The following is a 23,397-nucleotide window of genomic DNA, read 5'->3' as shown; positions in this document are numbered from 1 at the left end:
GGTATACTTTTTTGATATTATAAGGGTGGGTAAGATATGATTAAAAAAAGAGAGTATTATAGTATAGCTCTTATATGCATAGGTATTATATTGGTTATTGTATTTTTAGTATTGGAAAATCATGAAAAGAGCTATAATCATTTATTTGTAATTGATGATAGGGAAGAAGTTATTGAAAGAAATGAAAATCTAGTACCCATAAAGTTGGAATTTTATAGTGAAATATGGGGAAAAGGTACTGTAAGTGATAGTAAGATTATACAAAACATATGGTATATTATAAAAATAATTCAAGAAAATCAAAAGGTAGATATTTATAGTGAAAGTGTTTACGAGAATAAATCAAATGAAATAGAGGGAAATATATCATATTTAAATGGCAAAAAAGATAGCTTTTTTTTAGGAAATGAACTAAGAATTAATAATTTCAGTTATGGTGATTATTATTCTAAACCGTACATTGATAAACTAAGAAGTTATTTAGAAGAAATTTTATTTTCACCACAAAATCTATCAGAATTAATCAATGGAAGAAATAAGGTTGTTGTAGTTAATAATAATGAAGTTATTAAAAAATGTGGTGATAAGGATAAAAATAAGTTAAAAAATAAGATTGCTAAATTCACACCAATTCATAGTACAAAGGAATTGCAAGAAGCAATTAAAAATAAGGGTAAGTTACAGTATCATATAAAAATTTATGTAGATATAGGCAAAGGATACAATATCATTAATATAGATGTATATGAAAATGAATATATAGTTGTACAAGATTTTGGAAGAGATGTAATAAAAGCTATATACATGAAAGGGCATATTTTAGATGTTTGCAGAGCAATAAGCAGTAATTAGGTTACTTTGTATTTGTTGATAACGTTATCATGAGTAATAAATTTTTTTAGGGAGGAATTCAAATGAATTTTAAAAAGATAGGTTCTTTGGTTTTATCAGGACTTATGACAATGACACTTTTAGCGGGATGTGGAAGTAAACAAGCAGCGCCAACTTCTGCTGGTAAAGGTGATGCACAAAATTTAAAAGGAAAGAATTTAGTAGTTTATGTATCTTTTCATGAAGATGAAGCTAAGGCACTACTTGATGATTTTAAAGAAAAGACAGGATGTAATTATTCTTTTATAAGAATGCCTACAGGAGAAGCAATAACAAGAATTGTAGCAGAAAAAGATGCGCCTAAAGCTGATATATTAATTGGAGGAACTGCTGACGCTCATGAATTAATGAAACAAAAAGATCTAAACGATAAATATGTTTCTGAAAATGCAAAAGATATTCCAGTAGAATATAGAGATAAAGATGGTCATTGGACAGGCTTATATGTTGAGCCATTATCAATTGGTATAAATGAAGACAGATGGGAAAAAGAATTTGCGCCAAAAGGTTTAAAAAGACCAGAAACTTTTGAGGACTTATTAAAGCCTGAGTTTAAAGGTGAAATTATTATGCCAGATCCAAAAACTTCAGGAACAGGTTATACAATAGTTTCTTCACTTGTTCAAGCAAGAGGAGAAGAAAAGGCAATGGAATACTTAGGAAAATTAAAAAATAATGTAGCTCAATTTACAGGTAGTGGATTTACACCAGCACAAAAGGTTGGAACAGGTGAATATCTTATTTGTTTAAACTTTATGGATGATCAGTTAATAGTAAAAAAATCAGGATTTAATATATCATCAAGAATTCCTAATGAGGCAGGTTGGACAATCTGTTCACTTTCAAAGCTTAAAAATGGACCAAATGATGAAGCGGGAAAAGCTTTTGTTGACTATTGCTTAACTAAAGAAGCAGGAGACATACTTGGTGATTTCTCAATGGCTATTTCAACTAGAGCAGATGTAAAGATACCAGAAGGTGGACAAAAATTATCTGAATTACCAATTTTCAAAGCATTTGATTTTAATAAATCAGGAAAAGATAAAAAAGATTTACAGGGAAAATGGAGTAAGTTGAAATAATATTTTAATGCTATCAGGTTTTTCCTGATAGCATTAATTAGTTAGGAGATGAGAAGATGTCTGAAATATCATTAAAAGAAAAAAAAGGGTTAAAATTTGATTTGAAAAATGTAATTAAAGAGCCTGCTTTGCTTATCGTTTTATTAATTTTAGCATTGACGTTTATTATATTTATTCTATATCCTTTTTTAAAAGTATTATCAATACCTAATAAAGCTGAGTGGGTAAGAGTATTTACAGAGAAAGAATTTTTGGTTGATTTTGCTCATACAATGTTTTCTTCATTATTAGCTACTACATCAGCTATTGTTATAGGGTTTATATATGCATATGCAATGAATTATACTGATATACCAGGTAAGAAGTTTTTTAGAATTATAGCGTTAATTCCTATAATGGCACCATCTGTAATTACAGGACTTGCTTTTATTATGTTATTTGGAAGAAGAGGATTTATTACGTATCATTTATTAAATTTAAAGGTGGATTTATATGGATGGGTTGGACTTTGGATAGTTCAAACTATAGCGTTTTTCCCTTTAGCATATATGACTATTTCTGGAGTTTTGAAATCTATAAGTCCAAATTTGGAACTTGCTGCTCAAAACTTGGGAGCTAGAGGTTTTACTTTATTTAGAACAGTAACTTTAAAACTTGCAACACCAGGAATATTAAGCGCTTTTTTACTTGTAGCAATAAATGCTTTTGCGGATTTTGGAAATCCAATGCTTGTAGGTGGTAATTATAGAGTTTTAGCAACAGAAGCATATATGCAGGTTACAGGAAATTGGGATATGGGGGTAGCTGCAATTTTAAGTGTAATGCTTGTTATTCCTACATTAATAGTTTTTTTAATTCAAAAGTATTATTTAGATAGAAAATCTTATGTTACTGTTACAGGAAAACCAGTAGCAGGACTAAAAAGAGATGCTGTATCACCTTTGGTTAAGTGGATTTTGTTTATTATATGTTCTATTGTGGCTTTAATAATAATTTTAATATTTGCTGTAATTATCGGATATGCAGTAACAAAAAACTTTGGTGTAAATAACACGTTTACTTTATACAACATAAAAGAAGGAATTTTAAATTCAAGTGCTATTAAAAATAGTTGGATTTTAGCATTGGCTACAGCAATAATTACAACTATTTTAGGTCTTGTTATAGCATTTGTTGTATCTAGAAAGAGATTTCCAGGTAAAGGAGCTATGGATTTTCTAGCTATGCTTCCAGTATCTTTACCAGGAACATTCATAGGATTAGCTTTAATTTTAGCTTTCAATGATGGACCGTTACCTCTTACAGGTACAGCAGCAATTGTAGTTTTAGGTATGAGTTTAAGACAATTACCAGTAGGATATAGAAATGCAATTTCAGCGTTTAAACAAATTGATAAATCTATAGAAGAGGCTTCTACAAATTTAGGAGCAAACAGTGTAGTTACTTTTAGAAAAGTAGTTATGCCTATGTTAAAAAATGCATTTTCAACTAGTTTTGTTTATAGTTTTATGAAATCTATGAATACATTAAGTACTGTTATTTTCCTTGTAGTTCCTCAGTGGATGTTGGCTTCTGTAAAGATATTAAGTCTTTCAGATCACGGATTTTATGGAGTGGCTAGTGCAACAGCATTAGGAATGGTTTTAACTATTTTAATTACTTTTGGTATTGTAAAACTAATTTTTAGAAACAAAATTAATATATTTGAATTATAACAGGAGGACTATTAATGGATAATATTTTAGTTGAATTGAAAAATATAAATAAAGTATTTGCTGGTAATAAAGTAATAGACGATGTAAATCTTAAAATGAAAAAAGGGGATTTTGTAACATTTTTAGGGCCTAGTGGATGTGGTAAAACAACGCTTTTAAGAACAGTAGCGGGATTTTATGAGCCAGATTTTGGTGAAGTAATTATAAATGGTAAAAATGTTGAAAATCTTCCTCCATACAAGAGAAATACTCCTATGGTTTTTCAAGAGTATGCCTTATTTCCTTATATGACTGTTTTTGATAATGTAGCCTATGGACTCAATATACAAAAAGAAAATAAAGCGGTTATTAAGGAAAGAGTAGAAAAAGTACTAGAGCTTATGCAATTATCTAATTTAAAAGATAGATATCCAAACCAAATGTCTGGTGGTCAGCAGCAAAGGGTGGCAATAGCAAGAGCATTAGTTATGAATCCAGATGTACTCCTTTTAGATGAACCTTTAAGTAACTTAGATGCTAAGCTTAGAGAACAGGTAAGAGTTGAACTTAGATTAATACAGAAAAAATTAGGACTTACAATGATATATGTTACACATGATCAGCAGGAAGCACTTGCGATGTCAGATATGATTGTAGTTATAAATAAAGGACTAATCCATCAATGTGGCAGCCCAACAGATATATATTTTAGACCAAAGACAAAATTTGTAGCTGATTTTATTGGAACTACTAATTTTGTAGAAGGATCTGTGAAGGATAGAACGGGTTCAGAAGTACAGGTAGATTATGAAGGAAGCATATTGAATGTAATTAGTGATGAACCAATTAAAATTAATGAAAAATCAGTAATAAGTATAAGACCTGAATCTATAAAATTAAGTAAGAAAAATAAATCAGGAACAGCTATAAGTTTAAAAGGCATAATTAAGCATTCTATGTTCCTTGGTGAAAAAGTTAGATATTTAGTAGTAGATGAATACAAGAAAGAATGGATTGTAGATAGCTTTGATTCTGGTAAGGAAATATTATCAGGAGAAGTAATAGTTAATATAGATAAGGATAAACCACATTTAATTTATGAAAGATAAATTTATTTTATAAAATAGCAAAGAGAAAATAGTTAAGATGAGTTAATAGTATACAATAACTCATCTTAACTATTTTTTATTTTATAAAGTAATATGGTGACAGTTTTTGACTGAATTATAGTTTAAATTTTAGGAATTTTTGTTGAGAAAATCAATATAAATATATTACTGAAAGAATTATACAGAAAACATTATAAAGGAATGAAAGTACATTTTAGAAAGAAGGTAGGGATACATGCTGAATCAGTTAATAACTAGAGATGTAATTAAACTTAATGTACACTGTGAAAATTGGAAGCAAGCCATAGAAACAGGCGTATATTTATTAATTGATAAAGGATTTGTAGAAAAAAGATATTATGAATCAATAATAGAAAACTTTAAAAAAATGGGAACATACATGGTTATTGCGCCAGGAATAGTTCTTTCACATGCACGACCTGAAAATGGTGTCAATGAAATGTCTATGAGTCTAATAACTTTAAAGAATCCTGTAGAGTTTGGAAGTGAGTTAAATGATCCTGTAAAGCTTGTAATTACTCTTGCAGCTAAAGATAGTGAAACTCATCTCAAAGCATTGTCACAATTGATGGAACTATTTATGAACAGTAAAGATTTAAGAGAGATAATACAAGCTTCAAATAAAAATGAAGTTATAGATATTATTAATAAGTATTCTTACTAAGTTTATAATTAAATAATTTATAATAAAGAAATTATATGAGGGGGAATAAAAAATGAAAATTTTAGTATGTTGTGGAAGTGGATTAGGGAGCAGCTTTATGATTGAAATGAATATTAAAAAAATTTTAAAGGAATTAAATGTAACAGGTATTGAAGTAGAGCATACTGATTTATCTTCAGCAGCAGGAATTAAAGCGGATATTTATTTGGCAACTAGAGATATTGCAGGACAGCTGACTTCTTTAGGAGAAGTAATATCTCTTAATAGTATGATAGATAAAAAAGAACTGAAAGACAAATTGGTTCAAAAGCTAACTGAAAAAGGGATAATAAAATAGGCGATTAAAAAAGTAGCTAAGGCTACAAAAGGGGGAAGAGTATGTTAAAACTAATTCTTGACATTTTAAGTGTTCCCGCAATTTTGGTTGGTTTAATCGCAATGATAGGACTTATAGCACAGAAGAAATCTACTTCTGATATTTTTAAAGGCACAATCAAGACTATTTTAGGGTTTATAGTTCTTGGTGGTGGAGCTGGTATAATTGTAGGAACATTAAATCATTTTGGAGCAATGTTCCAAGCTGGATTTAAGGTACAAGGGGTTGTACCTAACAATGAAGCAATAGTGGCTATGGCGTTGAAAACATATGGTACTCAAACAGCACTTATTATGGCTTTTGGGATGGTAGTCAATATATTAATTGCTAGATTTACGAAATTAAAATATATTTTCTTAACTGGACATCATACATTGTATATGGCTTGTATGATAGGAGCAATATTAGTTTCAGGAGGACTTAAAGGAACAGCACTTGTAATAACTGGCTCAATACTTTTAGGATTTGTAATGGCTATTTTCCCAGCTATAGCACAACCTACAATGAGAAGAATTACAGGTACAGATGAGGTGGCGTTTGGTCATTTTGGGACAGTAGGATATGTACTTTCTGCATGGGTTGGTAAATTAGTAGGGAAGAATTCTAAATCTACAGAAGAAATAGATTTTCCTCAAGGATTAGGCTTTTTAAGAGATAGTTCAGTATCAATCAGTTTAACTATGGGTGTACTTTATATTATAGTAGCAATAGCAAGTGGTGAAAATTTTGTTGAAGCTAATTTAAGTGGAGGACAAAACTTTATTATATTTTCAATACTTCAGGCAATAACTTTTGCTGGTGGTGTATATATAATACTTGCTGGTGTTAGACTAATACTTGCTGAAATAATTCCTGCATTTACAGGAATAGCAATGAAAATAGTTCCTAATGCAAAACCTGCACTTGATTGTCCGGTTGTTTATCCATATGCTCCAAATGCAGTACTTATAGGATTTTTATCAAGCTTCTTAGGTGGAATAGTTGGTATGTTTATACTAATAGCTATGAATAGTACAATTATATTACCAGGAGTTGTTCCACATTTCTTCTGTGGTGCAACAGCTGGTGTATTTGGTAATGCTACTGGAGGTAAAAAAGGTGCTTTCTTAGGAGCATTTGTACATGGATTATTAATAACATTTTTACCAGTATTGTTAATGCCTACGTTGGGGAACTTAGGATTTGCAAATACAACCTTTAGTGACGCTGACTTTGGTGTTGTTGGTATATTATTAGGAAATGTATTAAGACTATTTATACATTAATAGAAAGCTAACTAAGTAAATATTAGTACTTAGTTAGCTTTTACTATATATAATTTATTTGTTAATTTTCGTTATGTTCTAAATTTTTAATAGACGATTCATTTGATATAATTTGTGTAGAAGAGTCAAGTTTTGTTTTACATTCTGAAATTTCTTTTTCAAGTTGAGATATTATTTTAGTCTGCTGTCTAATTTTTAGTTTCATGCGAAATTCTCTATAAAGTCCTAATAAGGTTATAATTAATGCTCCAGAAATTGCTGATATAAAAATTACAAGTGCTTGTGATATTTTAATACTATTAGAGAAAAAGTTGATTGAAACAGTTTCTGCATTTTGTACGGCAAAAATTGTTACTATAACTCCAAAAAGTAATGATAAAATAAATCCAATTCTCATAAAACCCCTCCTATAAATTATGAATTATCGACAAATTACTCAATCTTATTATATAATATTATTGAGTAATATATAAATAAATTTAAAAATGTTGAAAATTATTAATGTGTAGATAATAGCAAATGTAATTTATCAACAAAATATCATGATGGAGGGAATTAGTGTGATTAATACAATTAATAAGGAGTATTTATTAGAGTTAGTAATGACTTATGGAATGAAATTAATTCTTGCAATAATCGTATTTTTAATTGGAATGAAAATAATTAAGTATTTGGCAAAGGGAGTTGAAAAAGTACTTAGAAAATCAAAAATAGAGAGTTCGCTAGAATCTTTCATTTTATCTTTAACAAAAATGGCATTAAAAGTGTTGCTTATTATTACTGTAATAGACATGGTAGGAGTTAAAACCACATCTATTGTTGCTATAATAGGATCAGCAGGTTTGGCAGTAGGATTAGCATTGCAAGGTAGTTTGTCTAACTTTGCAGGTGGAGTTTTGATTTTATTCTTAAAACCTTTTAAAGTAGGAGATTATATTGAAGCTGCTGGACATGCAGGAACAGTACAAGAAATACAAGTTTTCTATACCGTTTTAAGAACACCTGATAATCGCGTGATTGTAATTCCAAATGGTAATTTATCTAATTCTAGTGCTGTTAATTATTCTGCTATGGATACAAGAAGAGTAGATTTAACTTTTGGAGTTGGATATGAGGATGATATTAATAAAGTTAAAGATGTATTACAAGGAATTGTACAACAACATAAGTTAGTATTAAAAGATCCTGAACCTTTTATTAGAGTAGGAGAACATGGAGAAAGTTCAGTTAATTTTGTTGTGAGAGTATGGTGTAAATCAGAAGATTATTGGACTGTACATTTTGATTTAATGGAAATAGTGAAAATTAAATTTGATGAAGAAGGTATCAATATTCCATATCCTCATATGGATGTAATGCTAAGAAAATAAAGTCATTCAATTGAATGGCTTTTATTTATGATATAATTAGTGATAACAAAACAAATTAAAAACTTCTATAAATTCTGTATGTAATGTAAATTGATTTCGGTGGTGGGGATAAAGTATGCAAGCAAACAAAGAACAGTTAAAGTTAATTCATAGTAAGCCAAATGGATATAGCATAATAAAAGGACTTGAAGGATGCGGAAAAACTACCGCAGCAGTATATAAAGCTTTATATCTAAAAAATAATTATTCCTTTTGTCAAGATGATAAAATTTTGATGATAGCTTATAGTGAAAATCATTTTAAATATATAAATGATATCTATCATAAGCTTGAAAAGGATACAAAATATGAATATTATACTTTGTTTTCTAATCTAGAAAATAAACCACACATAACTAAACTAGACGACATTATAAAGAAATACTTTAAGGAATATAGCAAAAATAATAAATTAAGTTATAAGCTTATTTCAAGTGATGTTATAAAAATAGAAACTATAAAACAATGTCTTTTTGAAATTAAGAAGCTTTATCCGAGAGTAAAAATATTAAAAGAGGATTATGCTAGATTTTTTATTGATGAAATAAAGTGGATTAAAAGTTTTAACTATGAGAAGCTTGAAGATTATCAGACTGCTAAAAGAAATGGTAGAAAGTGCAAAAAAGGAGAAGGCCCATCTACACTTAAGAAAAATAGTATAGCTAGAGAAGTAGTATTTAATTTAATGCAAAGTTATAATAAAGAGCTTAAAGAACAAGGCTGTATAGATTATGAGGACATGGTATTATTTGCATTAAAGGAAGCTAAAAGAAAAAGGAAATCAAAATATGCACATATATTTATAGATGAAGGTGAAAATTATACAAAATCACAAATAGATTTTATCAAGAGTTTGTATAATGAAAAACCTTATTCAAGTATTACATTTATAGTTGACATAGATAAAAAGGAAAGTCCTTATTCTGCATTTGTAAGAAAAGGAAGAGTATATGCCAAGGAATTAGGTATAAAAATAAGAAAGTATAATTTAAAACATAATTATAAATCATTTAAAGAAAATGCTAATAAAGAAATTGAAAAAGACGGTAACATAGCAGCGGTTTCTTCTATGGAAAAATTTCAGTATTTTGATTTAAGACATAATAAAAAGTTTGATATGATGAGAGATTATAGTAATCTTAATGAGATAATTGTAAATAACAAAGACGGAGATGTAGAATATAAAAATGATGAATTAAGACAACTACAGGTATTTAGTAATATTGCAGCAGGGGAGCCTATATTAATAAATCCAGAGCAGCAGGATAATTTCTATATTCCGCAATACTGGTTAAAGGGGTTAAATGACTGCTTTATTCTTAAAGTAAAAGGGGATAGTATGAAAAATGCTAATATTGATGATGGTGACCATGTAGTTATTCAAAAACAATATAATGCTAATCATAATGATATAGTAGCTGTTAACCTACAGGGAAGTGCAACATTAAAAAGGCTTCATATAGGAAAAAAGGAAATATTACTTATGCCAGAGAATGAAAATTACGAACCTATTCCTGTTAACGAAGAGGGAATATATTTAATAGGAAAAGCTGTGGGAATAATAAAATGTAACTAGAAAAAGTCAAGTTTGTTAAAGTTATATATTTAAAGGTAACTGCGACGATTAAGTACAGTTACCTTATTTTTAATACTATTTATTCTATAACCGTTGTAACTTCTTCTACAGGTTTTCTACCAGGACTTTTAATTGGACCATCTGGAACACCAATTGGAACTATAGCAGCTAATGCAAAATTTTCTTTTTCAAATCCTATTACATCAGATACTTCTTTTGCTGCATAGTTACCGCTTGTCATCCAGCAAGTTCCGTAACCCATTTCAGCAGCAGCAAGAGATAGATTTTCTATAGCTGCACCTACACTCTGCATTTTTGGTGACATTTCTAGTAAATGATTTATTTCTGCCTCATACCCACCTATTTCTGTTAATTCGTCAAGGCCAGTAGGAGTATAAGGTCCTGCATATATTGCTATTGCTACTGGAGCATTTCTAAAAACAGTTGCGAATCTCACAAATTTAGTAAAAGAAGCTTTTTTTTCTTCATTTTTTATATCCTCAGCAATACAAGCGTTTTTTTCTTCAATAGCCTTAGCCATTTCTTCAATTTTTTCTTTGTTTTTTACAACAACAAAATGCCAGTTTTGAACATTTTTAGCTGAAGCACAATAAGTTGCAGCTTCTAATATTTTTTTCAAATCTTCAATTGGCACCTCTTGGTCTGTAAACTTTCTTACACTGTGTCTTTTGTAAATAAATTCTAAATTACTCAACGTGTATATTCCTCCTTAGTTTTGGGTTAGCTTTGTGTCTAATTATAGTTTGTTTTTATAGTATATACAAATTATCATGGAATTATATAGATAATCAAAAGTGTTATTTTGAAATAAAAATAGGAGATAGGTTTGTAAGCAGGTATTTTACTTTAATACAATGATATTGTATAATTTTACTGAATTACTACAAATAAGGAGAGGTATGATGATGAATAATAAAATAAAAAAAATAGTTATTATATCTATGGTAATATTTATTGCTATAGCTGGAGCAGTATTTGGTACATACAAATATAATATGGTACAGTCATATAATAATCTAATCAATGAGGCTAATCAATATATGGATGGTGGAGAGTATGATAAGGCTATAGCTGTGTTTAATCAATCTTTATCTTATAAAAAAGATACTAATGTAGAAAGAAGTATTACTTTGGCTAAAAGATTGAAAGAAGTTAAAGTTATATATGATAATGGAATAAAACAAATGAGTGATAAAAATTACTCAGAGGCTATAGAGACATTTAAAAAGGTTACTAAAGAAGATAGTAAAATATATGATAATGCAAAGAAGAAAATTGAGGAGTGTAAAAAGCAGTTCACCGCTTTAAATATTCAAAAGGCTAGTAATTCTGCTAAAAATAATAAATATGAAGAGGCTAATAAATATTTAGATGAGGTATTAAAATTAGATAGTAATAATGCAGAAGTTAAAAAATTAAAAGATGCTTATGACAAGAAAGACAAAGAAGAGCAAGATAAAATTAAAGCAGAGCAGCAAGAAAAACAGAAAGAGGAAGCAAAAAAAAGTAGTTCAGGAGTAACACAGCAGCAGGCTTGCAAAATTGTAGAAAGATATGTTAAACATAAGGGTGTAAAAACAATTTTTGAATATGATCATGATGAAAACAGAAATGGTGTAAATTATTATGTAATACATGCATTCGATGATATGGGAGATCATATAGCTACAAGTGGTTGGTACTATGTAGATAAAAAAACAGGTAAAGCATATGAATGGGATTTGGTATCAGATAATTTTATTCTCTTAAATTAAGAAATATATTAGGTAATTTATAAATAATCATTTTTCTATGTGCTCATAATACTAGTATAACAAAATAGTAATTAAGGAGGGCACAAAAATGTCAGAAAAAAGCCATATAGATATAAATAAGTTAAATAAAGTTCCAAAAGGTCATCCATTTGAATATAGAGATGTTGTTGAAGAGAATTTCCCAATGAGTGAACGTGTTCAAGATGGGAAACGTTTTAAAGGAGAAGTTGAAAAGGGAGAATATGATTCAGTAGTGATTACTGAAGATGATGGTGATTGTGTACAGTATAAAAAAATATAATTTAGGAATAGGCTGTTACGACTTTGTAAACAGCCTATTATTTCATTATTAGTCTAAGTCCACAAATTAAAAGAATTATTCCAGATATTTTTGTAATAGTTATTGGCATAGGGGCTATTCCGAACCATCCAAAATGATTTATAAGTGCGCCTATTACAAGTTGCACAGTTACAATGATGGAGAAGGTTGTGAGAGTCCCTAAAGCTGGGATTATCAAAATAGTTCCAAACACTACAATAATTCCAAGTAATCCACCTATCCAGTAGTAAGGGGGAACTTTTGTAATATTTGAGTATTCTTTAATATTACCTGTCAGTAATATTATGATAAATATAGTTATAGAACTTACCAATACACTATTTAAAGCAGCATTTTTAGCATTGATTACTTTGCCTAGATTAGCATTTATAGGCGCCTGTACGGCTAAACATATTCCTATACATAGTGCCAAAATTATACTGTAAAACTTATTCATACTAAGTCCTCCAATTTATTCCTTATGACTTAGTATAACATATAATAGAAAATTTGGGGTGTTATTTTAATGATTTTAGATATTCATTTGGTCCAATTTTATATAAATTATTTCCTTGGCAATCTATTACGACTACTGCAGGAAAATCAACTACTTCAAGTTTTCTTATAGCTTCTGCTCCTAAATCCTCATAAGCTATAATTTCTGAATTAACCACTGATTTTGATATACTAGCACCTGCACCACCGATAGCAGCAAAATAAACACAATTATTTTGCTTTATTGAGTTTACAACATCTTCATTGCGTGAACCTTTTCCTATCATTCCTTTAAGACCTATATCCATTAATTTAGGTGCATAAGGGTCCATTCTATAGCTGGTAGTAGGTCCAGCAGATCCTAAAGCTTTTCCAGGTTTAGCTGGAGTTGGCCCAACATAAAATATTATTTGATCCTTAACATCAATAGGTAATTTCTCACCTTTATCTAAAAGATCTACTAATCTTTTATGAGCTGCATCCCTAGCAGTATATATTACTCCGGAAATTAGTACGGAATCGCCTGCTTTTAAATCTTTTACTTTTTCCTCTGTAAGTGGAGTAACTATTTTCTTTATCATAAAATTGCCTCCTTTTTATTAAAGTTCTTTTGATGCATGTCTTGTAGCATGACAATTTATATTTACAGCTACTGGTAAACAAGCTATATGAGTTGGATAAGTTTCAATATTAACTCCTAAAGCTGTTATTTTTCCACCAAAGCCTTGTGGACCAATTCCAAGCTCATTTATAGTATCAAGAAGTTCTTTTTCTAAATTTTCATAGTAAGGGTTTGAATTTTTTAAATTTATAGATCTTGTTAAAGCTTTTTTTGCTAAATATGCTGCTTTATCAAAGCTTCCTCCTATACCAACTCCAATAACTATTGGAGGACAAGGATTAGGACCAGCTTCTTTTACAGTATTTATAATAAATTCTTTAATACCTTCTACTCCATCTGCTGGTTTTAACATGGCTATTTTACTCATATTTTCTGAGCCAGCACCTTTTGGGGCAACTGTAATTTTTATTTTATCTCCTGGAACTATATCGTAGTATATAAAAGCTGGAGTATTATCTTTGGTATTTACTCTATCTAATGGGTCTTTTACAATTGATTTTCTTAAATAACCTTCTTCATAACCCTGTCTAACACCTTCATTTATAGCTTCTCTTAAATCTCCACCTACAACGTGAACATCCTGACCTATTTCTACAAAGACACATGCCATGCCAGTATCTTGGCAAATAGGTATTTCATCATTTTCAGCTATATTTATATTGTCTAAAATATTATTTAAAATATTTTTAGCTATAGGCCAGCTTTCTTCTTCATAAGATTGGTTTAATTTTTCTTTTACGTCACTGCAAAGATAATAATTAGCGTTAATACAAAGTTCTTTAACTGTTTTTATAATTTCTGAAGTGTTTATTTCTCTCATATTAATTGCTCCCTTCTTATTTTAAATTCTAGTAACTCCTGTTTCTTTAGCTGCTTTTCCTATTTCTTTAGCTACTACCTCTACTACTTTTTTGTTAAAAGCATTTGGAATTATATAATCTTCACTTAGTTCCTCATCTGAAACTATGCTAGCGATAGCTTTTGCAGTAGCTAGTTTCATTTCTTCATTAATATCTGTTGCTCTAACATCTAAAGCACCTCTGAAAATTCCTGGGAAGGCTAAAACGTTGTTAATTTGATTTGGATAATCAGATCTACCAGTAGCAATTACTTTTGCACCGCCTTTTTTAGCTTCTTCGGGCATGATTTCTGGAGTTGGATTTGCCATAGCAAAGATAATAGCATCTTCATTCATAGTTTTAACCATATTTGAAGTTACTATATTTGGAGCAGAAACACCTATAAATACATCTTTCCTTTTTATTATTTCATTTAAGTTTCCTTTTTCAAAATTTCTATTAGTTTTTTCTGCAATAGTTTTCTGTGCATCATTCATCCAATTAGCACCTTCTACTAAAGCACCTTTAATATCACATAGAACTATATTTTTAGCACCACTTAAAAGTAATAGTTTGCAAATAGAAATCCCAGCAGAACCAGCACCATTAATAACTATGTTAGCAGTTTCTATATTTTTTCCTACTAATTTAAGTGCATTTATAAGACCAGCTAAAACTACTATAGCAGTACCATGTTGATCATCATGAAATACTGGAATATCTAGTTCTTCTTTTAATCTTTTTTCAATTTCAAAGCATCTAGGTGCAGAAATATCTTCTAAATTTATGCCACCAAAGGTTGGAGCTAAATATTTAACCGTTTTTACAATCTCATCTACATCTTTTGTATCAAGACATATTGGAAAAGCATCTACATTTGCAAATTGTTTAAATAATATAGCTTTACCTTCCATTACAGGTATGGCAGCTTTGGGACCTATATCCCCAAGGCCTAATACTGCAGTTCCATCTGAAACAACGGCTACAAGATTTCCTTTAGCTGTATATTTATATACATTTTCAGGATTTTCATTAATTTTTCTACAAGGTTCTGCAACTCCAGGAGTATAAGCTGTACTTAAATCCTCTTTACTTTCAACTTTTACTTTGGAATTTACTTCAAGCTTACCTTTGTTTTCTTCATGCATTTTTAAACTTAATTCACTGTAATTCATTAAAGAGCCTCCTCGTTTGTATTAAAATTTCTGAATTATAAAACAATTTTACACTAAGCAATAAGTGGAAGGCAATAGCAATAGGGTAAAATAAAGTTATTTGTGATAAAGATTATATTTTAAAATTGATTTCTTATTGATTAAAATTCTAATCTAATTTTAATCTTTCACTAAGTAAACTCTAATTTTTATTGAATACAATATAAACATAAACAAAATAAAATTTATTTGGAGGTATTCATATGGCAGTATCATTAGAACAAATCGATTTATTAAGAAAGAGAGCACATGTAAATTATGAAGAGGCAAAAGAAGCTTTAGAAAAGTGTAATGGAGAAATTGTAGACGCATTAGTGTATCTTGAAAAAGCTAAAAAGATTAAAGAAAACAAAATATCCGAATGTCAAAATAAATTTTTTAGCAAAATAAAAAATATTATAAGAAAAGGAAATAAAACAAGAGTTGTGATAAAAAAAGAAGAAAGTAATATTTTAAATATATCAGTTAATGTAGCTGCCTTATTTACTATTTTTGCTACACCTGTTGCTTTGGTTGCTTTTATACTTGCATTAGGTACAAAGCACAAAATAAGACTTGAAAAAAATAGTGGTGAAGATTCGTCGATAAATAAGGTATTAGATAAAATGTCAACAACAGTAACTACTATAGTGGATGATGTAACTTCAGAAGAGAATTATGCTAAATAAAAATATTTATAAATTAATACATGAATGACATATATCTTACCTTATTATAGGTAAGATATATGTCATTTTTCCTTTTTACTTGTTTACTAATATTTGAATGGGATATAATTTAAAACGAGAAGATTGTTTTAGGGGGAATTAAATTGAAAGGGCAAAGAATTCTTGTAGTGGAAGATGAAGTGAAAATTGCTCGCTTTATTGAATTAGAATTAAAATATGAAGGGTATATTGTTGAACAAGCTCATGATGGGAGAACTGGGCTTGAAAAAGCTCTAGATGGAAATTATGATTTGATTTTATTAGATGTAATGTTACCAGGACTAAATGGTATGGAGGTATGTCGTAGAATACGACAAGTTTCAGAAATACCAATTATAATGTTAACTGCAAAAGACGAAACTATGGACATTGTAATGGGACTTGACACTGGTGCAGATGATTATATTACAAAGCCTTTTGCTATAGAAGAATTGTTGGCTAGAATTAGAGTAACTTTAAAAAGAAAAAATTCAATAGTTAAACCATCCAAGTTTTTTTCTGTAAGAGGTTTAGAGTTAGACTTAAACAAGCATGTTGTAAACTATAATGGAGAAGAGATTGATTTAACGAAAACAGAATTTGATTTATTAAAATATCTTATGGAGAATCAAAACATAGCTTTAACAAGGGAGCAGATATTGGATAAAGTTTGGGGTTTTGATTACATGGGTGATACCAATATTGTTGACGTATATATACGATATTTAAGAACTAAAATTGATAATAAATATAATGAAAAGTTCATTTATACAATTCGAGGGGTGGGATACCTTTTAAAAAATGAATAAAAAAACAACTATAAGAAAAATACTAAAAGCAGTTTTTCACTATACTTTTCTTGTAACAAAGAAAATTTTATTAATTATACCAGATGCTTTTAAAGCTTTAAAATTAATATTTAAAGGTATATATGAGCGATTCAAGAGACTTTTACGCTTTTCTATTACCTTTAAAATAACATTCGTATACACATTTATATTTTCACTTTTCCTTTTTTTATTAAGTACAGCGATTTTATTTGGATTTAAATTTTTTTTAATAGAACAAGCACGTGAAAGTATTGAGAAGAATAACCAAATTATAATGAGTAATATAAATGATATTTCAATAGTTCCAAAGCAGTTGATAAATACTACTGCCGAAAAAGAAGATATAATAATAAGTATTTTAGACATTAATAAAAATATAATATACACAACTACAGATAATAAAGAGAACATTCATGATATTTATACCTTATATGGTTCAAATATTATTAAAGGCATAAATAATAATGAAAAGTTGATTTTAAATAGAAGTATTGATATTGATAATGAAACATATTATCTTCAGATTTTAAAGGATTTAAAAAAAGAAAATGATTATTTTCATATACTTCTTAGTATTTTAGCAGTTTTAAATATTATTATAATAATCGTAACAAAGGTAATAGGGTCTAGTGTAAGTAAAAAATTGCTTAGTCCTGTAGATGACATGACAGAAACAGTAAAAGCTATTAATATTCAAAATTTAGATACTCGTCTAAATGTTAAAGGTTCTCATGATGAACTTAGAGATTTGGCACAAACCTTTAATGATATGTTTGATAGACTTCAGGATTCCTATGAAAGGCAAAATCAATTTGTATCAGATGCATCACATGAGTTGAGAACTCCTATTGCAGTAATTCAGGGATATGCTAATTTGCTTGATAGATGGGGAAAAAATGATAGAGAAGTTTTAGAAGAATCCATAGAAGCAATTAAAGGTGAATCACAGAATATGAAGGATTTAGTTGAAAAATTATTATTTCTTGCAAGAGCAGATAAGAAAACTCAGAAAGTGGAAATGACGGAATTCTACTTAGATGAGTTAGTGGATGAAGTTGTTAAAGAAACTAAGTTAATTGATATAAATCATGAAATTATTAATAAAACAAATGAGAAAATATTAATATTTGCAGACCGTAAATTATTAAAGCAAACATTAAGAATATTTATAGATAACAGCATAAAATTCACTCCGGAAAATGGAAGGATAACAGTAAGTTCCTATTGTAAAAAAAATAAGGCGGTACTTATGATTGAAGATACAGGTGTAGGAATTCCTAAAGAAGATATTCCTTATGTTTTCAATAGATTTTATTGTTCAGATAAATCTAGATCTAAAGATAAAGGAGGAACTGGGCTTGGTTTATCAATTGCAAAATGGATTATAGCACAGCATAAAGGTTCAATTGAGGTAAAAAGTGCTGTTGATATTGGTACAAAAATTAGTATTATACTTCCAAAGTCATTCAAGTGAATGGCTTTTTTTAGTAGTTGAAAGCAATAATATGATATGCTATAATTCAATTACAGGTGGTATAGTCCACTGGTCAACTAGAATGAATAAATCGATATTATGGTGTATAGAATTTAGTTTGGATACAAAACTATCATTGATATAGTAAAAATTTTGAAAAAAGTAAAACATTAGAAAAGAGGGATAAGATGAAATTAGACGAAAATAGTCCAATTCCATTGTATTATCAATTGGAAAATATAATTAGAAAGAAAATAGAAGATGCTGAATATAGAGTAGGAGAAAAAATCCCTTCAGAGAGAAAGTTAAGTGAAGAATTGAATTTAAGCAGAATGACTGTAAGTAAAGCAATTAGTAATTTAGTAGAAGAAGGAGTTTTATATAGAAAAAGAGGGCAAGGTACTTTTGTTTGTAAAAAGAAGATAGATTTTTTTCCAGGATTATTAGGATTCATAGAGATTATGGAGAGAAAAGGTATGAAGCCTTCAAGTAAAGTGATATCCCAAGAGATAATTACTCCTAATAAAACAATTTGTGAAAAATTACAAATTTCGGAGAATGAAAAAGTTATCTTAACTTCTAGACTACGTTTAGCTGATAATGAGATTATTGCGTTTGAAAAATCTTTTGTTCCGTATTCTATGTGTTCTAAGTTGTTAGAAGTAGATTTGTCAAAAGAATCTATTTATAAATGTTTAACAGAAGAAGGACATAAGCCAACAAAAGCAACTCAAGAAGTAGGAGCGGTATTGTCTGATGAGAGATTAGGAGAACTTTTGAAAATAGGCACTGGTGAACCAATTCTAAAACGAGAAAGAATAACTTATTCAGATTCTAAAGTTATAGAATTCAGTTTTAACTTTTATCGTGGTGATATGTACAGCATGATTATTACAGCATCAAACTAAAGTTACTAAATATTTTTATTATATAAATCAAAAAAAATAAAAGGGATGGTGGTATTAATGGCAGCTAAAAAAGGATTGAAAATAGCAGTTATTGGAGGTGGGAGTAGTTATACTCCAGAAATAGTTGAAGGCTTTATTAAGAGATATGATGAATTGCCAGTTAAGGATTTATATTTAGTAGATATTGAAGAAGGAAAAGAAAAGCTAGAAATTGTGGGCAATTTAGCTAAAAGAATGGTTGAAAAAGCTGGATTAGATATAAACATATATCTTACATTAGATAGAAGAGAAGCTATTAAAGATGCTGATTTTGTAACAACTCAATTTAGAGTTGGATTACTTGATGCAAGAATTAGAGATGAAAAAATTCCTTTAAGGTATAACTGTATAGGACAAGAAACTACAGGGGCTGGTGGTTTAGCTAAAGCATTAAGAACAATTCCAGTTATATTGGATATTTGTAGAGATATTGAAGAACTATCACCTAATGCTTGGTTAATAAATTTTACAAATCCAAGTGGAGTTATTACTGAAACTGTTAATAAATATACAAATGTAAAATGTATTGGATTATGTAATGTTCCTATTTTAATGCATATGCTGTGTGCTGATGTATTAAATGTTGATAAAGATAAAATAAGAATGGATTTAATAGGATTAAATCATTTAGTTTGGGGAAGAGATGTAATATATGAAGGTGAAAGTAAAATAGATGAAGTTATAAAACATTTAATTGCTGGAAAAGGATATACTGCTAAAAACATTCCTGATATTAATTGGGGAAAATACTTACTAGAGTCTTTAGGAATGTTACCATGTCCATATCACAGATATTATTATTTAACAGATGTTATGCTAAAGGAAGAGATGGAGAGTGCTAAAAAAGAAGGAACTCGTGGGGAACTTGTTAAAAAAGTAGAAGAAGAATTGTTTGAATTATATAAAAATCCTGATTTAAAAGAAAAACCAAAGCAATTAGAAAATCGTGGAGGACAGTATTATTCTGATGCTGCATGTGAATTAATCAGTGCAATATACAATGATAAAGGAACTATTCATTATGTTAATGTTGCAAACAATGGAACAGTAGAGTGTATTGCACATGATTCGGCTATTGAGAGAACTTGTTATGTGGATAAAGAAGGGGCACATCCTTTCAATGTTAAGCCTTTACCATCTAAAATAAAGGGATTATTACAAGTAATTAATGAATATGAATCATTAGCCGTAGAAGCTGGAGTGCATGGAGATTACGGTGCAGCTTTACAAGCTTTAATACTACATCCACTAGTAGAAAGCAGTATTGTTAAACCGTTACTAGACGATATAATCAAAGAGAATATTGAATATTTACCTCAATTTAAACATTTAATACCAATGGATTGAAGAGTTATATAACTGTGAAAATAATCCAAGCGGTATATCATTGATTTGTAATATGGTATGGTATATAATTATGAAAGTGAAATTACTGATACAAAATCAATATGTTAATAAAGATATTGGTTTTGTCTAAAAGGATGATATTATGTTGTCAAATGAAATGACTACGGTAATAAAGCAGCGTCAGAGACAAGCAAAAAAGAAAAAGAATCAGATTCCTTATGGAATCATATTGTTTTTAATTGCACTAATTCTGTGTATCGTACTTTGGCAAAATCATCACAAGTACGCTGTATGCTGGATTTTAGGAATTGGGATTGGAATTGTTCTAAGGTATTCCAGATTTTGTTTTGCAGCAGCATTTCGTGATCCTTTTCTTGTTGGTAATACAAAATTGTTAAGAGCGATGTTGTTGGCAATGATGGTGAGCACTATTGGGTTTGCTGTGATTCAAGCTAAGTATATTAGTACGAACCCCATTGATTATGATTTTATTCCTGGAGCTGTAAGTTCCGTGGGAATTCATGTTATGATAGGTGCATTTTTATTTGGTATGGGAATGATTATTGCAGGAGGATGTGGTTCTGGTGTATTAATGAGAATTGGTGAAGGACATGCTTTGCAGTGGGTTGTTCTTCTGGGTTTTTTGATTGGGACTGTGCTAGGAGCGAAGGATTATTCATTTTGGTATGACCATATCATTCACAATGCAAAGACGATTTACTTTTCTGAATATTTTGATTTTAAAATTGTTGTATTAGGGCAGTTAACCGTATTAATGAGTTTGTACGGATTAGCAATATGGTATGAAAATAGACGTTCAAAAGATATATAAAAGATATATAATGGAGGAAATTGTATGGCAGTAAGAGAGATGGATTGTTTGAGTGAAGCATGTCCTGTTCCCCTGCTTCGAGCAATGAAAGAGTTAAAAACAATGAAGCCTGGAGATATTCTGATTTTGCATTCAGATCATAGCTGTGTGGGGATTAGTGTGCAGGAATGGGCATCAAAAAATCAATATCAGGTAGAAGTGATTGAAGTAGAGGACGGAGAGTGGGAAATTTATATTGAAAAGCCAAAACAAGAATAGTGGAGGGATATCATGAAACCCATTGTAACATGGCTAAAAAAGCCCTGGCCTTATTGGCTAGGAGGAATTTTACTAGGGTTGATGAATGTAATTTTACTAGCCACAAGCGGAATTAGCTGGCAGATAACCAGTGGATTTTTAATGTGGGGCGTTGGTATTTTAGAATGGTTTGGATTACAACCTCTCAGTTGGGAGTATTTTAAACATTTTCAATTCTATTATGGGCCTGTGATTACAAATGATAATGTGTTTATTAATCAATACACAATTTTGAATATGGGTGTAATTGTAGGTTCTTTAGTTGCAACTTTGTTAGCATCTCAATTTAAATGGAAAAAAATAAAAAGTAAAAAACAATTTGCCTTTGCTCTTTTAGGAGGTATCATGATGGGATACGGCACAAGACTTGCAGTAGGATGTAATATTGGTGCTTTTTTTAGTGGAATTCCATCATTTTCTTTACATGCTTGGGTTTTTGGAATTTTTGCTATTTTAGGAGCATGGGTAGGCATTAAGATTTTGATTCGATTTTTAGTATAAAAAAGGAGGACAGCTGTCCTCCTTTATTTTTTAGCAAAAGCCTCTTTTACTGGAAATAATAAAATCTACAAACATTTGCTCGTAGTCTGTAAATTTATATTTTTTTCTGGAAGCTACATAGTATTCAAAAGGAATTGTCAAATCATCTATAGTAACCGGTTCAATTGAGTGTTTTTTTAGTTCTTGCTGAATGATTAATTTTGGTAAAAAAGAAAAACCTTTTCCTGCAACAATAGAAGATTTAATGGCTTCCGGCGAATTCAAATCATAAATTACATTTAAATCTTCTAACTCAATCCCTTTTTCTTGGAATGCTTTTTCAACTAAGTATCGTGTTCCTGAATTTCTTTCACGTAAAATCAAAGGAATTTCTTTTAGTTCTTCCATAGAAATTTGTTTTGGAGCATCAAAACAATTTCCTACCAAAAGCAATTCGTCCGAAACAATGGTCTGAGTAACAATATCATCCACTTTTGGATCATGCTGAATGATTCCTATATTAATGGTATGGTTAAGTAGATTTTCAATGACTTCAGCAGAGCTGTTTACCTTCATATGTATATCTACTTCTTCGTGAAGTTGTTTAAAAGTATAAATACTACAAGGAAGTGCATACTCTCCTACACTTTTACAAGAACCAATCATTAGCTGAGGACGTTCTTGCTGCAAATTTTTCAAATCCCTTTGGATATTTCCTTGAATGGATAATAAAGTATCTGCATAATCGAATACTACTTTCCCTTCTTCTGTTAATTCAACTCCTTTATTGCTTCGTTTCAGAAGACTTGCTCCTAATTCCTTTTCTAGGTTTCGAAGCTGCATACTCAATCCAGGTTGGGTAAGGTGAAGACTTTTTGCTGCTTTTGATATGCTGTTACATTTTACCGTTATATAAAATGATTCGAGATATTCAAGATTCATATCATCACATCCTCAAAATTATAAAAAATAATCAAATATCTATTTATTTTACCACTACATTGCACAAAAATAAATATATTTTATACAAAATGGGAAGAAAGCACTATATATGGAATGAATCTAAAAGTGCAAATGTATCAATCATAAGAAAGTGTTATAGTGTATAACATTTGCTTATTATGAATAGGGCTCACCGTATATTATAATTAGA

Annotated in this window: 26 protein-coding genes; 19 read left to right on the top strand and 7 right to left on the bottom strand. The window is 29.5% G+C overall.

Annotated features, from left to right (window positions below):
* The first annotated feature begins 36 nt into the window (after positions 1-36).
* From OXH55_RS01360 to OXH55_RS01330, 7 genes are all read left to right on the top strand, one after another.
* Positions 37-852, top strand: a complete 816-nt coding sequence (locus OXH55_RS01360; RefSeq protein WP_268047609.1) for a DUF3919 family protein — start codon at positions 37-39, stop codon at positions 850-852.
* A 62-nt stretch (positions 853-914) separates the two neighbouring features.
* Positions 915-1,973 (top strand): ABC transporter substrate-binding protein, encoded by a 1,059-nt coding sequence (locus OXH55_RS01355; protein ID WP_268047608.1) that lies wholly within the window; start codon positions 915-917, stop codon positions 1,971-1,973.
* A 56-nt stretch (positions 1,974-2,029) separates the two neighbouring features.
* The gene (locus OXH55_RS01350) at positions 2,030-3,688 is read left to right on the top strand and encodes an ABC transporter permease (protein WP_268047607.1); all 1,659 of its coding nucleotides are present in this window, start codon (positions 2,030-2,032) and stop codon (positions 3,686-3,688) included.
* A gap of 14 nt (positions 3,689-3,702) precedes the next feature.
* Positions 3,703-4,776, top strand: a complete 1,074-nt coding sequence (locus OXH55_RS01345; protein WP_268047606.1) for an ABC transporter ATP-binding protein — start codon at positions 3,703-3,705, stop codon at positions 4,774-4,776.
* Between the two features lie 235 nt (positions 4,777-5,011).
* Positions 5,012-5,461, top strand: coding sequence for a PTS sugar transporter subunit IIA (locus OXH55_RS01340; protein WP_268047605.1), 450 nt, complete (start codon positions 5,012-5,014; stop codon positions 5,459-5,461).
* A 52-nt stretch (positions 5,462-5,513) separates the two neighbouring features.
* Positions 5,514-5,798, top strand: coding sequence for a PTS sugar transporter subunit IIB (locus OXH55_RS01335; protein WP_268047604.1), 285 nt, complete (start codon positions 5,514-5,516; stop codon positions 5,796-5,798).
* Positions 5,799-5,839: 41 nt separating this feature from the next.
* On the top strand, positions 5,840-7,102 hold the full coding sequence (locus tag OXH55_RS01330) for a PTS ascorbate transporter subunit IIC (protein WP_268047603.1): 1,263 nt from the start codon (positions 5,840-5,842) through the stop codon (positions 7,100-7,102).
* 61 nt (positions 7,103-7,163) lie between these two features.
* On the opposite strand, the gene OXH55_RS01325 is transcribed toward OXH55_RS01330, so the two are convergent.
* Positions 7,164-7,499, bottom strand: coding sequence for a LapA family protein (locus tag OXH55_RS01325; RefSeq protein WP_268047602.1), 336 nt, complete (start codon positions 7,497-7,499; stop codon positions 7,164-7,166).
* A gap of 166 nt (positions 7,500-7,665) precedes the next feature.
* Between OXH55_RS01325 and OXH55_RS01320 the strand changes: the two genes are divergently transcribed.
* Together OXH55_RS01320 and OXH55_RS01315 are read left to right on the top strand one after the other, a co-directional pair.
* Positions 7,666-8,472: a mechanosensitive ion channel family protein gene (locus tag OXH55_RS01320; RefSeq protein ID WP_418921824.1), complete on the top strand. Its 807-nt coding sequence runs from the start codon at positions 7,666-7,668 to the stop codon at positions 8,470-8,472.
* A gap of 115 nt (positions 8,473-8,587) precedes the next feature.
* Positions 8,588-10,087, top strand: a complete 1,500-nt coding sequence (locus tag OXH55_RS01315; RefSeq protein WP_268047600.1) for a LexA family protein — start codon at positions 8,588-8,590, stop codon at positions 10,085-10,087.
* Positions 10,088-10,166: 79 nt separating this feature from the next.
* On the opposite strand, the gene OXH55_RS01310 is transcribed toward OXH55_RS01315, so the two are convergent.
* Entirely contained in the window at positions 10,167-10,802 is a 636-nt protein-coding gene (locus OXH55_RS01310) for a nitroreductase family protein (RefSeq protein ID WP_268047599.1), read from the bottom strand.
* A gap of 211 nt (positions 10,803-11,013) precedes the next feature.
* Here OXH55_RS01310 and OXH55_RS01305 point away from each other — a divergent pair, with 211 nt between their 5' ends.
* Entirely contained in the window at positions 11,014-11,862 is an 849-nt protein-coding gene (locus tag OXH55_RS01305; RefSeq protein ID WP_268047598.1) for a tetratricopeptide repeat protein, read from the top strand.
* Between the two features lie 88 nt (positions 11,863-11,950).
* Positions 11,951-12,163, top strand: a complete 213-nt coding sequence (locus OXH55_RS01300) for a hypothetical protein (protein WP_268047597.1) — start codon at positions 11,951-11,953, stop codon at positions 12,161-12,163.
* 37 nt (positions 12,164-12,200) lie between these two features.
* Here OXH55_RS01300 and OXH55_RS01295 read toward each other — a convergent pair whose 3' ends face one another.
* The 4 genes from OXH55_RS01295 to OXH55_RS01280 all read right to left on the bottom strand — a co-directional run bounded on the left by OXH55_RS01295 (position 12,201) and on the right by OXH55_RS01280 (position 15,312).
* Entirely contained in the window at positions 12,201-12,638 is a 438-nt protein-coding gene (locus OXH55_RS01295) for a DMT family transporter (protein ID WP_268047596.1), read from the bottom strand.
* 61 nt (positions 12,639-12,699) lie between these two features.
* The gene (locus tag OXH55_RS01290; protein ID WP_268047595.1) at positions 12,700-13,257 is read right to left on the bottom strand and encodes a Fe-S-containing hydro-lyase; all 558 of its coding nucleotides are present in this window, start codon (positions 13,255-13,257) and stop codon (positions 12,700-12,702) included.
* 18 nt (positions 13,258-13,275) lie between these two features.
* Positions 13,276-14,118, bottom strand: coding sequence for a fumarate hydratase (locus OXH55_RS01285; RefSeq protein WP_268047594.1), 843 nt, complete (start codon positions 14,116-14,118; stop codon positions 13,276-13,278).
* A gap of 21 nt (positions 14,119-14,139) precedes the next feature.
* On the bottom strand, positions 14,140-15,312 hold the full coding sequence (locus OXH55_RS01280) for an NAD(P)-dependent malic enzyme (RefSeq protein ID WP_268047593.1): 1,173 nt from the start codon (positions 15,310-15,312) through the stop codon (positions 14,140-14,142).
* A 242-nt stretch (positions 15,313-15,554) separates the two neighbouring features.
* On the opposite strand from OXH55_RS01280, the gene OXH55_RS01275 reads away from it, so the two are divergent.
* From OXH55_RS01275 to OXH55_RS01240, 8 genes are all read left to right on the top strand, one after another.
* Complete coding sequence (locus tag OXH55_RS01275) at positions 15,555-16,019, top strand: DUF4342 domain-containing protein (RefSeq protein ID WP_268047592.1); 465 nt, start codon at positions 15,555-15,557, stop codon at positions 16,017-16,019.
* 143 nt (positions 16,020-16,162) lie between these two features.
* Positions 16,163-16,846, top strand: a complete 684-nt coding sequence (locus OXH55_RS01270) for a response regulator transcription factor (RefSeq protein WP_268047591.1) — start codon at positions 16,163-16,165, stop codon at positions 16,844-16,846.
* Positions 16,839-18,341, top strand: a complete 1,503-nt coding sequence (locus tag OXH55_RS01265; RefSeq protein ID WP_268047590.1) for a sensor histidine kinase — start codon at positions 16,839-16,841, stop codon at positions 18,339-18,341. Before OXH55_RS01270 ends, OXH55_RS01265 begins: the two co-directional genes overlap by 8 nt.
* Before the next feature lie 188 nt (positions 18,342-18,529).
* Positions 18,530-19,249 carry a GntR family transcriptional regulator gene (locus tag OXH55_RS01260; RefSeq protein WP_268047589.1) on the top strand — a complete coding sequence of 240 codons (720 nt, stop codon included), beginning with the start codon at positions 18,530-18,532 and terminating at the stop codon, positions 19,247-19,249.
* 57 nt (positions 19,250-19,306) lie between these two features.
* Positions 19,307-20,635 carry a 6-phospho-beta-glucosidase gene (locus OXH55_RS01255; protein WP_268047588.1) on the top strand — a complete coding sequence of 443 codons (1,329 nt, stop codon included), beginning with the start codon at positions 19,307-19,309 and terminating at the stop codon, positions 20,633-20,635.
* A 145-nt stretch (positions 20,636-20,780) separates the two neighbouring features.
* Positions 20,781-21,467: a YeeE/YedE thiosulfate transporter family protein gene (locus OXH55_RS01250; protein ID WP_418921823.1), complete on the top strand. Its 687-nt coding sequence runs from the start codon at positions 20,781-20,783 to the stop codon at positions 21,465-21,467.
* Between the two features lie 24 nt (positions 21,468-21,491).
* Positions 21,492-21,725 (top strand): sulfurtransferase TusA family protein, encoded by a 234-nt coding sequence (locus OXH55_RS01245; protein WP_268047586.1) that lies wholly within the window; start codon positions 21,492-21,494, stop codon positions 21,723-21,725.
* Between the two features lie 12 nt (positions 21,726-21,737).
* Positions 21,738-22,265 (top strand): YeeE/YedE thiosulfate transporter family protein, encoded by a 528-nt coding sequence (locus OXH55_RS01240; protein WP_268047585.1) that lies wholly within the window; start codon positions 21,738-21,740, stop codon positions 22,263-22,265.
* A gap of 30 nt (positions 22,266-22,295) precedes the next feature.
* On the opposite strand, the gene OXH55_RS01235 is transcribed toward OXH55_RS01240, so the two are convergent.
* Positions 22,296-23,186, bottom strand: a complete 891-nt coding sequence (locus OXH55_RS01235) for a LysR family transcriptional regulator (RefSeq protein ID WP_268047584.1) — start codon at positions 23,184-23,186, stop codon at positions 22,296-22,298.
* Between the last annotated feature and the right edge of the window lie 211 nt (positions 23,187-23,397).

The organism is Clostridium ganghwense, from assembly GCF_026735165.1.
Classification (GTDB): domain Bacteria; phylum Bacillota; class Clostridia; order Clostridiales; family Clostridiaceae; genus Clostridium_H; species Clostridium_H ganghwense.
The sequence above is the reverse complement of the archived record's forward strand: the minus strand, read 5'-3'. Positions and strand labels throughout refer to the sequence as shown.